This is a genomic window from Saltatorellus ferox (assembly GCA_007751475.1).
Taxonomy (GTDB): domain Bacteria; phylum Planctomycetota; class UBA1135; order UBA1135.
Genome location: CP036434.1, coordinates 4,567,145 through 4,581,863, shown reverse-complemented (window position 1 = coordinate 4,581,863; position 14,719 = coordinate 4,567,145). Strand labels below are relative to the sequence as shown.

Genomic DNA, 14,719 nt, shown 5'->3' with positions numbered 1-14,719 from the left:
GAAGAGCCCGATGGCTGCCCGGGCGCTCCCGCGTGGCCGGTGAGGATGGGGGTAGCGGTGAATCGGGCTCCAGGATACGGTGACTGGCGTGTTGACACACCGCTTGGAGTTCCTATCCGTTCCGTCCAAGTGGAGAGCGTCTTCTCTACGTTTGCGATCACCGTAGCGGCCTTTCCGTCTACTCGAGTGCCGACTGATGAAGTTCTCTACCCTTCGAACTAGCACTCTCGCTCTGTTCACGCTGTCCGCTGCTTCTCCTTTCGCTCTCTCCCAGGAGTTGCTGATGCAGATCTACGGACGACCAGCTGATTTCTCCCAGGGGACCGGGCAAGACGCGCTCATGGGCGTTTTCCACGTCGGCGACCTCAATGGGGACTCCGTCGATGACTTCGTGGTCACGGGCCGCGTGGGACCGAACTCTCGAGGGTTCTACCAGGTCTACTCCGGCGCCACCTTATCGCCCCTGAACGCTCGAATGAGCTACAACCAGTTTTCCTTCATCGGCGATCATGTGGAGGCCGTTGGCGACGTGAACGGCGACGGTCGAACCAACCTTGCCCTCTCCGAAGTGATTGGGGACCATAGCCCGATCATCGTCGACTGGGAGACGGGTGCGGTCGTGGCCACCGCGGACTCCAGCATGAGCCCGAGTGCGACTCCAGGCCAACGGGGCGCCCCGCTAGGCGATATCAATGGCGACGGGTATGCGGACTGGGCGTCGGGCACCGAGTCTAATGAGGGCGTCGTCATTCACCTCGGGCCCGATGCTCGCGACCATGCACAGATCTATGGCCACGGGTCTGGCGGACTCTGCAGCCCTGGTGACCTGAACGGAGACGGCATCGCCGACCTCGTGATCGGTAGCGGGGCGTACAACGAGATTGTTGCCCTCTCCATGCCCAGCGTGCAAGTGCTGTACACCATCGATGGCGACTACGATCCCTTCTTCGGGACCGAAAGGCTGGGCGCATCCCTGGATGCCATCGGTGACATCGATGGGGATGGGATCGGGGACTTCGTCGCCGGAGCTGCCTTCATCGGGGCGCCTTCCCTCGGCGATTCTAATCCCCATCCTGGTGCGATCGTCCTGTACTCCGGCGCGTCAGGAGAGGTCATCAGGCGCATACCCGGCCCCGTGGGACGCGCCCCGTTGACACAGTGGGGCCTCCCAGCCGACAACGGCTCGTTCGGAACCTACGTGCAGTCCGAGGGCGACATCAACGGAGACGGCTACAACGACATCCTGGTCGGCTCCCACAACCGCTGGTACTTCGAAGAGAAGCACGGCGCGGAGACCATCGTCAGCGGCAAGACCGGCGAGATCCTCTTCGACCTGGAACTCATGGACCAGCAGGACCCCTTGACCTCGAACTACGGGCTCGGGGGAGCGATCCTCGGCGACCTTACCGGGGACGGCCTGGCGGAATTCGCCATCGTGGGATTCGGAGACTGGACCCAGGGCTTCGACACGGGCGTCATCCATATCTTCAAGGGCTTCCGCACGGATGCTGAGTCGGGCTGCACGCCCACACCGCACAGTGGCGGCGTTGCGGCCAGCTTCCGATTCGATGGCGCGATCAGCCTGTCGAGAGAGCGCCTCTGGGCCCAGGTCTTCGACGCACCCGCGCATTCCTTCGGCCTCTTCTTCGGCCAGCCCGGCGCGTCCGATCTACCCGCAGGCCCCCACGGACTCTGCGTCCACGGCCCTGGCGCCCAGAGGATCACGCCGGTCGTCCCCATCGATGCAGCAGGCAGCATCGACATCGAGCTGGACGTCACTGGCTACTCGGGCAACGGGACCTGGCTCGCTGGCACCCAGTGGACCCTGCAAGCCATCTTCCGCGACGCGGGGAGCCCCAGTGGCGGCGGGACCACCAACTCGAAGATCGTTCGCTGGGCCCTGTGAGTCTGCGCTCCTGGTAGCTGCGGCGCGACTGACGCGCTCTCCGGGTACCGGGGAGTGGATCCCCGGCATCGTCGGAAGAATCTTCCAAGGGACTTCCGGGTGGGCATCGATATCGTGGCGGTACCGAGCCCGACCCAAAGCCGCCACGTTTGAGCAGCTGGATTGGTTCACAGGCGCCTGATGGAAGCCTCGAAGCGATCGATATCACGCGGCGGACGGGACCTTCCCGTGAGCGAGGATCCGCTAAACTGCAGGGGATGCGCCGTCTCATTCCCGCACTGCTCGTCGTTGTCGTTCTGCCCCTGCTCACTTTCATGTGGATGAGGGGAGCGACCCGCGCCACGGCCGTCGTGGGACGTGAAGCAGAGACGGCCCACGGCGCAGGGGAATCCGGGGACGTTGCCCTGGTGCAGGTTCCGAATGACAGGAAAATTCGCGTCAAGGAAGCGCCAGCGGGACGTAGCGCGGCGCCTTCCCATCGGTTGGATCGTATGCCTCACAACGATGGATCCACTTCGGGAATCCTCCTTCCGGTGAACGTGCATCTGGTCGATGAGATCATGGGTGAGCCCGGAGCCTTCGTGACCGTGTCCGCCAAGGATACCCGCATGGTCACCCAGATTGGCGGTACCGAACCCGACCCGAAGCCGCCACGTTTCTCGGTACCGCCATACCTCCCCGCTTGGAATTCCTTTCCGTTACGTGGTGGTCGTGCACACTCCCGCCAAGTTCAGCCAAGCAGGCCATCCTCTCGGGCTTCAGGCGCACGGGCTTCAGGCGCGACGGGCGTGAGCGCCAGCGTTCAGTCGCGGGCGATCGTGCTCGATGAAACAACAACAGCCCGCGCCTTGGGAAGGGTGCTGGCTGCAGGTCGTGGTGAAGTGAACCGGTGGTGCTCGTCGGAGGGGGCGAAATCGGGCGAGTTCGGCTCAGCGAAGAGCCCGATGGCTGCCCGGGCGCTCCCGCGTGGCCGGTGAGGATGGGGGTAGCGGTGAATCGGGCTCCAGGATACGGTGACTGGCGTGTCGACACACCGCTTGGAGTTCCTATCCGTTAGGGAGTGCTTGGCATGGGGAGCAGAGCGAACTGGAATACACTGGGCACAGACTATAGGATGCGCCAGCACCCCGGTAACGGATAGCTCAACCGTATAGCAGCGCTCAGCAAGCGGGGCCGCTGCGGCAGGGTTTCAAGTCGGTACCACCATTCACGACTCTCCACCGACACGGCGGAATGGTGGGAGCGATATGAGTGAACACTACCTCTTCAACTTCAGCTTCGGACTCGATCCCCATCTGCCTGAAGGCGCTGTCCGCGTCTTCAAGAGCCTCGTGGCCGGAGAGCCCCCGGAGCACGAGGACCTCGCCGCTCTGCCGGCCCCCTTACGCGACTATCTGGTCTCACCAGGAATGCTGCATGGGGGCATGGATGAGCAGAGCGCCGGCACGGGGAGCCGACCTGTTCGGATGGTCTGGCTGGGGGAATCTCCCGGGTCCCAGCATCACGCGCGAATGCCCGAGTGGGAGGTCGCTTTCTCCGTGTCCGTCCACGATGACTGGCTCGCCAACGGGGCCTACACGCTCTACATGGCAATGCTCGAGATCGTGGGGCATGACGGCCTTTATTGCACGGAGTACGAGGCCGGCCAGCGGGACTTGGTGACGCACTACTACCGCGAAGATGACGACCTCTTGATCGTGCGAATGGAAGCCCCCTACACGGTCGGCCCCATGCCGCCGGGTCTCCACAAGACGCGATCGGACTGGCTCCCCGACTGGAAGCCAGCGACCGAGGAGAGCTTTCGAGTGGGCTCTGTCACGCGCATCACGAGGGCGATGCGGGAGAAGGCCTACGCCGAAGTGGACGAGATGTACCGAGCCGAAGGGTGGCGCGACGGCGATGATGGGGCGACCCGCGACTGATCCGTCGGCCTATCGAAAGGTCAACTCGACGCCGTCCGTGAAGTTCGACGTCACCTGGCCACCGATCGCGTCCCGATACCAGGCCTGGAAGCTCCAGGTCTCCCCGGCCAAAACGCTCACGAACCCACTGGGCTGGGGAGTCTGGGTCAGGTCGATCGAGAGGGCGAACGTCCCGCTGCTCCCGGAGCTCCGGATCTGGCCCGGGCCGATGTAGCGGCCAATGCTCCCGTCCAGGCAGATCGCTCCCTGACTCCCCATGGGCGTCGCGGGAGGGCCGTAGGTGCGACTCGTCAGAAAGTAGCCAAAGTTCCCGAGGGGGAGGTTTCGCGCGAAGAGCTCGACTTGGTTGTCCAAGGCTACCGAGGACCCCCTAACGGCGAGTTCCGCCGGCAAGCCCGTAGAGTTTGGCACGCCAGGAGCACAGATGCTCACGCCGATGTTGCCGAGGCCCCCCACGTTGAAGATGTAGGCGGCGCCCGCGTTGCCGGCGCTGTTGTTCGATCCGTTGCCGTTCACCCCGGTGGCGTTGCTGTCCTCCCCCTGGGTGGCGATCAGCACCGTGCCGCCTGAGATGGCGACCGAATAGCCGAACAGGTCCGAGCCGCCGGGGTTGGACGCCTTCAGGTACGCCCGCTGGGTCCATACGCCTTCCGACCGGTGATAGAGGTACGCGGCCCCGGCGTCCGACCGGCTGTTGTCCGATTGATCGCCGTTGACGCCCGACGCAGCGCTGTCCTCCCAGATCGCGCCAGCGACGACGACGTCCCCCGAGATCGCGATGGACCGGCCGAGTTCGTCCCCGTACTCAGGGTTCGACGTCTTCATGTAGGCCTCCTGGCGCCAGACGCCCCCCGTACGCTGGAAGATATACGCGGCGCCCGCGCGGATCAGCCCCACGTCCGCCTGGCTCCCGTTCACGCCCGTCGAGTCGCTGCGATCCCCCAGCGCGCCAATCGCGATGGTGTCTCCCGAGATGCCCACCGAGTAGCCGAAGTAGTGGAACGTCATCGTGTTCGACGGTTTCAGGTACGCCTGCTGCGACCAAACACCGGCCGTTCGATGGAATACGTAGACAGCGCCCGCCGTGCCGACGCTGTTGTCCGACTGGTCGCCGTTGACGCCCGTCGCGCCGCTGCTTTCCCAGAGCGAACTCACGACGGCCGTGTCCCCCGACAAGGCGACCTCAGCGCCAAAGTAGTCCGCCGGCTCGGTGTTCGAGGCCTTGAGGTACGCCTGCTGGCTCCAGCGGGTCCCCGACCGATGAAAGATGTAGGCCGCTCCAGAGCTGCCCGCGCTATTGTCCAGCTGATCCCCGTCGACGCCCGTAGCGCTGCTCTGCTCGTTCTCAGCGCTGACGATCACGGTTCCTCCGGTGATCGCGACCTTGTGCCCGAACTTATCGTTGACGTCCGTGTTGGAGGCCTTCAGGTAGGCCTGCTGAGTCCAGGTCGTGCCCGTTCGCTGAAAGATGTAGGCGGCTCCTGCGTTCTGCGCCGCGTTGCTGGACTGGTTCCCGTTGATGCCGGTGGCGTCGCTGTCCTCCCCGTACGCACCCACCACGATCGTGTCACGGGAGATGCCCACCGAGAAACCGAAGTAGTCGCTCTGGCCCGTATTGGACGCCTTCAGGTAGGCCTCTTGGCTCCACGTTCCGCCGCTCCGCACGAACACGTAGGCGGCGCCGGAGAAGTTCGCGCCATTGTCGGCTTGATTCCCGTTGACCCCGGTGGAGCTACCGTCTTCGCCCCAGGCCCCCACCACCACGGTGTCGCCGGAGATGTCCGCGGAGATACCGAAGTTGTCGCCCGCTTCCGCCACGGCTGACTTCAGGTACGCCGCCTGAACGATCGGGTCGACCGTCAGGGGGTAGCGAGCCGTGCCCTCGCAGACGGCGATACGAAAGCCCGCACCAGTCGTATCGATCCATGCCTGGAGCGGCACACCATCTGCATCGTAGGCCACGAGCCCTTCGTAGGTCGAACGGACCTCGCCCTCCTCGTCGACGAACCTCACGCCACGGCGATCGAAGGTGGCGATCGCTCGAAGGTCGCCCCTCACGGCCATCTCGAAGACGAGCGGCTGATCCGCGGCCCCCGCGCTCCCAGGTGGCCTCTCATGCACGGTGAAGCCATGCTCGAGCCCGCGCGTATCGTTGATCCACCACTCTGACAAGGTCTCGCCCCAGTCGTAGGTCAGGCGCTGCCCCTCAGGCCTCACGCCATGGGTCCCTTGAACCTCGGTGAATTCACCCTCGAAACCATAGCGCGCAAGGGAGAGTCCGAGACTCCAGCCCGCATGGCCGGGTTCGATCCATGCGCCCTGGCCATCGAAGTGCGCGGTGCAGCCCTGGCCATGAAGCAGAGCGGCATGGCCCTCCTCCGTGGCAAAGAACGCGTGCCGCTCCCTGTCATAGGCCGCGCGAATACCGGACCAGTCGTCAGCAGACAGTTCCTTGGCCTCTGGCGCAGTGCTGCCCTCGCCCCCTTGATGCGGCCAGGCGCTGACCTCTGAGCTGGAGTGAAGGAAGGCGGCTGCGAGCAAGGGCAATGCGGCGGCGCGCGTGGCGAGTCCAGGTGTCATGGATGTGGAGGAAGGTGGGTGCGGGAAGCGGGCAGCTTGGAGGGCCGGAACTCAGGGAAGATCGACCCCGTGAACGACGATGGCGCCAGCCGGCCCACTGGAGCGCTGCCCGGTCGGTGAGACGACCACGATCTGCGCGTGAAGCCAGAGGAACTCGTCGCGGGCGATCGAAGGCAGCTCCATTCGCATGCTGACACTGCCGCTTGACGGGATGACGCCCAGCGGCTGAGAAAGGGGCCGAAGATGCGGACCTGTCGCGAGAACGCTGCCCTCGATTCCAGGCGACCACGGGCGTTGCCCCGCGAGCGAGGTGAGGACCCAGAGCGCGTCGCCAGGGCGGCCTTCAACGTCGAAAAGGAGCGTGCTCTCGGATGGAGCCATCGGCTCCCAGACGACGCTCGTCGCCACACCGGACTGGAACGTGACCGACGCAGGATCGTTCGTGGGAACGCCGTCCTGCCCTGCCTGCTCCGAGCAGACGTCACCCCATCCGTACCATGGACCGCTCGTCCCCGGCAACAAGAGCGAGTCACGAAGCCGAACGACCGAGCCCTCTTGCAGGCTCAGCCCGTCACCGCCATCGCCCGCGCGCGGGTTGTGCGATCCGCAATAGTGCCCCGCGAACGGCAAAGCGCCGTTCCCCCCTTGGAACGTGCTCCCGGCAGCTACGAGCCGGCTCGCGGTGAGGGCTGCGCCAGCGCCGCCCGGATGCGTGGTAAAATCTGACCCGGAGCCGCCCTCGGCCACGCACTGGTTGAGCCTCACGCGAGATTGAACCAAGGTCGCACCGGGCGCGCCCCAGAGTCCATCGACGCTGTACGGCGCACCGTCCGGCATCCCGTGCGCACCGTGCAGGTCACAGTCCTGAAGACGCAGGTCATCCACCGAGACGGCACGGACTCCCGCGAAGACTTCCTCGATGTGCGGGTCGGGCAGAAGGATCGGGCCTCGATCCCCGTGCAACGAGCAGCGGAGCACACGGATGGGCCCCGTGGAGCTGGTGAGATCCAGCGCGGGCCCGTGTCGGCCCTGAACGGAGAGTCCGTACAGCGTCACGCCGACCGGACCCGAGATCTCCGACACCAGGATCGTACTCGTGATCTCCACGGTGCCCGGCGTCGCGGCGAGGATCGCGACGCTCCGATCCGTGACACGGAACCCTTTGTAGACCCCCGCCTTGACGTGGATGACGTCCCCGTCGGACGCGAAGGTCATCGCCTCTGAGATGGAGGTGTAAGGACCACTCGGAGAGACGACGAGGAGTTCGTCAGCGAAGGCGGTCGTGGAGAGGAGGAGGACGAGGGACGAGGCGAGGGCAAGTTTCATCGGCGTGGTGCCAGGTCGGCGTGGGAAGCGGCGAGCACAGGAGCGAAGGCCAGTGTACTCCGTTCACGAAACCTTGCACACGTGCAGCGCAGATGCCTGCTCAGACCATGCTGTAGAAGAACTCTTCGCGAACGATCTTCCCGTCCTTCATGTCGTAGAGACCCACTTCCCGGCCCTTCTTCCTCATACCGAGACCCTTCACTTCGACGTCGCTCTCGAAACCAGTGCGAACCGATCGTCGCCGTGGGGAAAGGGGCCGTCAACCTCCATGGAGTGCATGATCATCGTCTCCTCCCACGAGGTGTGCCTGGCGCGAATGGCGTCGAGCCCGACAGCCTCACGTCCTCGCCCCATGTCCATCACCTCGACGGAGACCGCGTCCTCGGCATAGTGCTCGTTCAGGAGCTTCTCCAGGTCACCGGAGCAATTCAGTTCGACCATGATCTGGCCCATTTCTTGGCTGTTCATGGCTGGAGATTGAGCACTTGCACGAGGAGTTGGCGTACCGGAACCCATCATTTTGCAACCGATCAGACGATCCCACCTGCGTAACGGATAGGAAGTCCAAGCGGGGTGTCGACACGCGCCCCACCGTAGCCTGAGGCCCGAGTGCGCGCCACCACCCTTCCCCACCGGCCACACGGTCGCGCCCGAGTGCCCATCGGGCACTTTGCTGAGCTCTCCACCCCCGGTTGTGCCTCTGCGACCGACACCATCGGTTCGCTTCACAAGGGCCTCCAGCCAGCACCCTCCCCAAGAGTGCTGGCTGATCTCATTTCACCGAGCCCGATAGCCCGCGCGCTGCTTTGCTGCGCCCTACTCCCCGAAGTCCAGCCGCCCCTGCCGAGGCGGCATCGGTATTCGGAACCCGGGCTCTGCTCCGGCTCGACGTTGGCGCCGTGAATTCGACGCAGCGTTTTGAATCTTAGTTGGGATTAAATGTTCACTTCCACTCCCTCTACCTGGACGGTGTGTACGTCACGCGCAGCGCTTTCGAGTCTCCCGTCTTTCTGCCCGCAGATCCTCTGACGTCGGCGGAGGTCGAGCGTGTGCACGGCGACGCGATCGCGCGCATCCGTCGTGTGCTGAAGCGCTACTCCCTCGACGCAATCGCACTCGGTCTGCCCCTACGCAAAGGGGACGACCCCCCTTGGGAGTACGCGGACGGGGGCGCAGATGAGTCACCGCTGCTCGACTTCTGGGATGCGCGTGAGGGTTCCTTCTTCCCAGGCCTGAAAGCGGCATCGGTGAAGTCGCTGATTCCGTTGGGCGAGGCCGCAGGCCGCCCGCTGAAGCGCCTCATCGACCCTGATCTCGGCCTTGCGTTCCAGTCGTCGGGTTGGGGCAGTCAGTACGTGCCGCCTCCACTGGTGGTGAACGCTGACGGGTTCTCGTTGCATGCGGCGACGCTGATCCGGAAGGGGCAGCGGGCGCAGCTGGAGAAGCTCTGCCGCTATGTGACGAGGCCCGCCATCAGTCTCGAACGCTTCGAGGTGCGTCCCGATGGGATGGTCTCGTGGCTGCTACGCAAGGCCTGGCGTGATGGGACCAAAGGCTTCGTCATGACGCCGTATCAGTTCATGGCTCGACTGGCGGCGCTCGCGCCGCATCCGGGGTGTGTATCACTTGTTCTGTAATTTCGGCTTCGGCTCGACTGACCATCTGAACCTGCAAGGCGCGTGAGGGATCGGCCCTCACCCCTGAGGGGCCGATTCGTCACGTGTCGGTTGCGTGGGAGGCCATCGTTGGTTTTCGTGGTGTTATTCACAACCCCACTCGACCAACGATGCCTCACCACGAAGCCGACGCTAACAAGATCTCCCTCGTCCTGGAACTCCTGACTGAGCACGGTTTCGACCGTCTCGCTGAGGCGATCCAGATCTTGCTCAACGAAGCCATGCTGATCGAACGTTCCGACTACCTGAACGCCGCGCCGTACGAACGCGCAGAGTCCAGGCGCGGGTATGCGAACGGGTTCAAGCCCAAGCGCGTCGCGTCTCGTGTCGGCGAGCTCGAGCTGCGCATCCCGCAGGTTCGGGAAGCCGCCGAGGGCGGAGAGCGCTTCTATCCGAACGCCCTCGAGCGAGGAGAACGTGGCGAGAGGGCTCTCAAGCTCGCGATCGCAGAGATGTACATTGGCGGCGTCTCGACACGCCGTGTTCAGAGGGTCACCGAGGAGCTCTGCGGGCTCAAGATCACGTCTCCTCAAGTCTCACGCGCGACTCAGCTCCTCGACGAAGAGATCTCCTCGTGGAGAAGTCGTCCCATCGGCGCCTGTCCCTACCTCGTGCTCGATGCACGCTACAAGAAGGTAAGAATCGGCGGCTCCGTGGTCACGGCGGCTGTTCTCGTCGCCATGGCGGTACGAGAGGACGGGAAGCGATCGATCGTCGGCGTCAGCGTTGCCACCTCCGAAGCTGAGGTCCACTGGCGGGAGTTCCTGCAGTCGCTCGTCCTCCGTGGACTGCATGGTGTGCGCCTCTTCACCAGTGACGACCACCCCGGCATCAAGGCCGCTCTCGCATCCGTCTTCCCTGGCGTTGCCTGGCAACGATGCCAGTGCCACATGCAGCGCAACGCGCAGTCCTACGTCTCCAAGATCGTCATGAAGAAGGACGTGGCGGAGGACCTCCGCTCCATCTTCAACGCGCCGACGATGGCCGACGCCGATCAGATCATCAAGACGATCGTGGTCAAGTACCAGGACTCGGAGCCCAGGGTCGCCGCGTGGATCGAAGAAAACATCCACGAGGGACTCGCTGTCTTCCAATCTCCCGCCAGCCATCGTCGACGCCTCCGGACGTCGAACGCGGTCGAGAGGCTCAGCAAAGAGATCAAGAGGCGAACGCGAGTCGCTGGCCTCTTCCCGAACGAAGCCGCGCTGTTGCGGCTCGTCACTGCCCTGGCGATGGAGGTCTCCGAAGATTGGGAGGCCGGCGGTCAATACCTCACCATGGAGCAAGCCTGATCTTCCTCGCGGACGAAATTACAGAAGAAGTGTTGCTCTATCGCGGCTGGCGATGAGCGCGTTCGAACTGCGCGTGGACCCGGTGGCGGTGCTCGTGGGCTTCGGGGGGACGCTGGTGCTGGCGGTCGCGGCGGTGGTGCCGGCGGCGTGGCGGTTGGCGCGGCTGCCGATCGCGGCGGCGCTCTCCGAGGACTGATCTCCGGACGATCGGCTATGATGCCGTGATGCTGAATTCACGCTGCGCCACTTCGGTCCTGCTCGTTTCACTCGCACTGCCGCTCATCTCCTGCGGGGGAAGCGAGAGCGCTCCGGCGAAGGAGCCAGCGCCTGAGTCCGCGACCGTGGAAGTCGTCGCGCCGCTGACGGCGTACTGGTCGGACGCGCCTCTGGGCGACGCGAAGGAGGTCCGCGACATCCGCGAGTCCGTAAAGGACGGCGAGAAGGTCGTCCTGCGTGGGACCCTCCAGGACTTCGGCGAGTTGGCCACGTTCCGCCTGGTCGATGATGGCCTCAAGGACTGCACCGAGATGGCGGACGATGGCTGCTCCACGCCTTGGGACTTCTGCTGCGCGGATCCGGACGAGCTGGAGCGCTGGACGGTCAACGTCGAGTTCCTGGAGGACGGGATGCCCGCGGACTGGTCACTCCATGGCCAGAAGGACCTCGAGCGCTTGACCGAGGTCGTGGTGGCCGGAACGCTGCGGAGAGACGAGGCTGGCAACCTGCGCCTGGAAGCCGAGCGGATGTCCGTGCAGTAGTTCGGGTCGTCGGGAGAGGCCCCTGCCATGGTTGGATGCCATGGGGGGTTGGCGCAACGCCGCGAGCGCGGATCCAGGCGGTGCTCGCGGAATCGCATTCTGTGGCGTGACTCCCCGTAGGCCCGGTGAGCATCCATGACGGGAGCCCGCGAAGCGGGCGGAGGCCGCAGGCCGACGTCTGACGCAGCCATGGCGCCGTTTGGGCGTGCTGGCGACGCAGTTTGATGAGTTATTCGGGCTAAGGGCGGCTGGACTCGCTCGTGAGCACCTGCAAGCTCGCGATGATCGATTCGATGGCCTACCTGGAAGATGCGCTGTCGCTGGTCTCGACGGTCTCATCGCAGAGATGCACTTCGCCCGGCCGCGGGATCTGCAGCTCTAGCCGGAGCGATGTCAGCGGCTCGAGCAACGTCTCGGAGGCGTGGCGTGGCCATGGCGCCTTGCGCGTAACCCGCTTCGAGCTGGCTCGGTCCGTTCCTCTGGAATGGACGATCCACCGGACATCTTCAGGGGCACGGGGGGCCGCTCTCCGCTCCAGAATTTCGTCCGGGCCCACCTTCCCGGATTCCTCGCGGCGTTCGAGGACGAGCACGGCGGTCGTTCCCTGCCGAAGTACGTCATCCAGGAATTCGAGGCTCTACTCGAATGCGGCGATCCAGCGTTCGGCTTCAGCCGCCTCCGTCGCCCCTCCTGTAGCGGCCTGAGTCTTTCGGACACGAGAGAAGGTTGTGGATGTGAGGCTCAGGCAGCGAACTTCTGTCGCCCCTGAGCGGGCGTGAGGTATCCGTGGCGCGCTCTGAGCCAGGATCGGTTGTAGTTCTCGGCGAACGCCCGGTGGGCTTCCCTCAACGGTCCGGGAGTATCGCAGCCAGAGCAGCTGCTCCTTGAGAGTCCGAACGAAGCGCTTGGCGACGCCATTGCCCTCGGAGGCTCTGACGAAGCCCGGGCTGGACGTGATCCCAACGAGCCCGATCTCCTCCTGGAAGGCTCGGCTCATGTACTGACTTCCGTGGTCGTGGCGCAGGGAGAGGCCGAAAGCGACGCCTTCGGCGACATCTCCGAAGGTGCACTTGACAGCTTGGCGGATGGGCTCCAACGCCTCGTACTTGGTGCCAATCGTTGAAGCGTGGATGCCAAGGCACTCTCCCGTGCCGTGATCGACAGCGAAGAAGATCCAGGCAATATCTGTGGGAGCCCCGGGGAGGCAACGACCCGGGGCCAGCCGACTCCGTCCCTGTTGCTGGTGACCCTCCAGACCCCGGGTAGCCTGTCCAATCCCTCCGGAAGAACCGGCCCATCGAAAAAGCCAGATAGCCAGGTGACGCGATTTGAAGCGGAGGGGTACGTTGGTTTCAGCTGCCTCATTTCCCGAGACCAGCACGCTCGCAGCCCTATCCCAAGGCTTTGTCCAGCTCGCCCCATGACCTACACCATCCATTCCATCCACTCTCTCCTGGCCCCATGCCTCGCGGGCGGGCTCGCTCTATTCGGCCTCGTTTCAGGAGCCGCCGCTCAGACGGACCTCGTCTGGTCCCGGGCGCTACCGGCCGACGGCGCCGGCGCGATCGACCAGCGGGTGACGGCGCTGGGGAGTCTTCAAGACGGTGGCGTGGTGACTGGGTCCAGCCGTCGTACGTCTCCGACGAGTGTTCAGCTCGTACTGACCCGCTTCGACGAGAACGGAGGAGTCGTCTGGGAACACGTGAATTCGGCGGGGATCAATCCAGCCTTCGGGCTCGGTGCCCATAGGTTCGAAGCGATCCACGAGAACGTATCCGGAGAGATCTTTGCCCATGTCCGAATGGACCAAGGGTACCGCCGAGTCTGGTTCAGTGCCGATGGACAGCGCTTGAGCGACCTCTCGACAGGGGGCTGGGTCAAGCTACTGCCGGACGACGGGCTTGTGACCTGGGGCCAGGTCAACATCGCTCGCAGCCAGGTGACGCGAACTCGCCGCGATGGCTCCGTGGTCTGGCAGACCGAGGTCCAAGGCATCGTCGAGACTGTCGAGGTGGACGCTCTTGGCAACGTCTTCGCGGCCGGTCCTATCGCCCAACCGCCATTCAGTGGCGACTTCCCGATCATGATGGTGCGGATTTCCACGACGGGCGAGGTCCGTGGAACTTCATGCCGCTTCGCGGCTGGATGCGTGCCAGCGTGGCCAGCCTGGTTCGATCGCGAGGGCCTCTGGAACGTCCATCCTTGGCACTTTCGGGACTTCGTGATCGATGAGCGAGGGCACGCCTATTTACTGGCCGGAAGGAGTCCTGGTGCCGCAGGCACCACGGGGACGGTGTTCTCATTCGACCGAACGGGAGCTTTCCAATGGTCGTACGATCTGGCGACCGTTGCGCCTGAAGCGCGAATGTACGACATCGAGGTGGACGCGGGCGGAAGCGTTCGGTGCTTCAGCGTCCAGGCCGATTCGTCAGCCCAGGGGCACGACTACCAGGTGGTAAGGCTCGACCCGAACGGTCAGCCGCTCTGGAGCGAATCCTATAGGCGCAATGAAGGCCTCGGGCGCTACCGCTTTGATCTCGACGACAGAGGTCGAGCACTGTTCTGCGTATACACCTATCTGATCCCGAGCTCGCAGCCCGTCTTCAGCGTCTACGGCTTCGAGGCCGATGGTCAGGCTCTCGAGCCAGCTCGAGTACCAGGCCCCCTGTTCTCGCACTTCGCGGCCTCGTGGTTCGGCGAGTTCACTTCGGATGTCAGAGGCGGGATCTACATGGCTCAGGCGGTCCCCCCGCAGGGCGGGCAGACCTTCGAGGTGCAGTCCAGGTTGGCCAGGTTCTCGTTCGGGGGGCAGGTCGGAACGCCCATCTGTGCGCAGCCGTTCTCCAACAGCACCGGTGAAACCGGTCGCCTCCTGGCGCTGGGCTCGGCTAGCCTCGAACCCAATGACCTGACGCTCGTGGCAGATCGCCTCCCGATCGGCTCGACCACGCTCTTCTTCACGGGAACGAGCGAGGTGGAGTCCATGTTTCCGGGGGGCAGCCAGGGCACGCTCTGCGCTGGCGGCGCCATCGGGCGCTACGTCCTGCCGGGCCAGATCATGTCGGCCAGCAACGCTGGTCGCGCCACGCTGCGCCTTGACCTCGCCGCCACCCCGGCACCTTCCTCCACCGTAAGCGTGCTGGCGGGCGAGACGCGCTACTTCCAGGCTTGGCACCGGGACGCGAACCCGGGCGTGACGTCCAACTTCACGTCGGCCGTAGCGGTGACGTTCCAGTAGCAGCGCGGCCGATTGGCATGG

General features: G+C 64.6%; 11 protein-coding genes. 7 read left to right on the top strand and 4 right to left on the bottom strand.

The features are described 5' to 3' along the window. Positions 1-196 precede the first annotated feature (196 nt). Positions 197-1,906, top strand: a complete 1,710-nt coding sequence (locus tag Poly30_RS16375; RefSeq protein WP_145199380.1) for an FG-GAP repeat domain-containing protein — start codon at positions 197-199, stop codon at positions 1,904-1,906. A 1,247-nt stretch (positions 1,907-3,153) separates the two neighbouring features. After that, the gene (locus Poly30_RS16370) at positions 3,154-3,828 is read left to right on the top strand and encodes a hypothetical protein (protein ID WP_145199377.1); all 675 of its coding nucleotides are present in this window, start codon (positions 3,154-3,156) and stop codon (positions 3,826-3,828) included. Positions 3,829-3,837: 9 nt separating this feature from the next. Here Poly30_RS16370 and Poly30_RS16365 read toward each other — a convergent pair whose 3' ends face one another. The 4 genes from Poly30_RS16365 to Poly30_RS16355 all read right to left on the bottom strand — a co-directional run bounded on the left by Poly30_RS16365 (position 3,838) and on the right by Poly30_RS16355 (position 8,202). Then, entirely contained in the window at positions 3,838-6,408 is a 2,571-nt protein-coding gene (locus tag Poly30_RS16365; protein ID WP_145199373.1) for an FG-GAP repeat protein, read from the bottom strand. A 51-nt stretch (positions 6,409-6,459) separates the two neighbouring features. Then, on the bottom strand, positions 6,460-7,734 hold the full coding sequence (locus Poly30_RS16360) for a right-handed parallel beta-helix repeat-containing protein (protein WP_145199371.1): 1,275 nt from the start codon (positions 7,732-7,734) through the stop codon (positions 6,460-6,462). Positions 7,735-7,834: 100 nt separating this feature from the next. Beyond that, on the bottom strand, positions 7,835-7,921 hold the full coding sequence (locus Poly30_RS28570) for a hypothetical protein (RefSeq protein WP_419191373.1): 87 nt from the start codon (positions 7,919-7,921) through the stop codon (positions 7,835-7,837). Between the two features lie 11 nt (positions 7,922-7,932). Continuing rightward, complete coding sequence (locus tag Poly30_RS16355) at positions 7,933-8,202, bottom strand: Cif family virulence factor (protein WP_419190260.1); 270 nt, start codon at positions 8,200-8,202, stop codon at positions 7,933-7,935. Between the two features lie 461 nt (positions 8,203-8,663). On the opposite strand from Poly30_RS16355, the gene Poly30_RS16350 reads away from it, so the two are divergent. The 5 genes from Poly30_RS16350 (at position 8,664) to Poly30_RS16330 (ending at position 14,698) form a co-directional block, all read left to right on the top strand. Continuing rightward, entirely contained in the window at positions 8,664-9,371 is a 708-nt protein-coding gene (locus Poly30_RS16350; protein WP_145199366.1) for a transposase, read from the top strand. A gap of 149 nt (positions 9,372-9,520) precedes the next feature. Continuing rightward, positions 9,521-10,702 carry an IS256 family transposase gene (locus tag Poly30_RS16345; protein WP_145199363.1) on the top strand — a complete coding sequence of 394 codons (1,182 nt, stop codon included), beginning with the start codon at positions 9,521-9,523 and terminating at the stop codon, positions 10,700-10,702. A gap of 52 nt (positions 10,703-10,754) precedes the next feature. Beyond that, the gene (locus Poly30_RS28565) at positions 10,755-10,898 is read left to right on the top strand and encodes a hypothetical protein (protein WP_419190259.1); all 144 of its coding nucleotides are present in this window, start codon (positions 10,755-10,757) and stop codon (positions 10,896-10,898) included. Positions 10,899-10,926: 28 nt separating this feature from the next. Beyond that, the gene (locus Poly30_RS16340) at positions 10,927-11,460 is read left to right on the top strand and encodes a hypothetical protein (protein WP_145199360.1); all 534 of its coding nucleotides are present in this window, start codon (positions 10,927-10,929) and stop codon (positions 11,458-11,460) included. Positions 11,461-12,880: 1,420 nt separating this feature from the next. Beyond that, positions 12,881-14,698 carry a hypothetical protein gene (locus Poly30_RS16330; protein WP_145199353.1) on the top strand — a complete coding sequence of 606 codons (1,818 nt, stop codon included), beginning with the start codon at positions 12,881-12,883 and terminating at the stop codon, positions 14,696-14,698. The last annotated feature ends 21 nt before the right edge of the window (positions 14,699-14,719 follow it).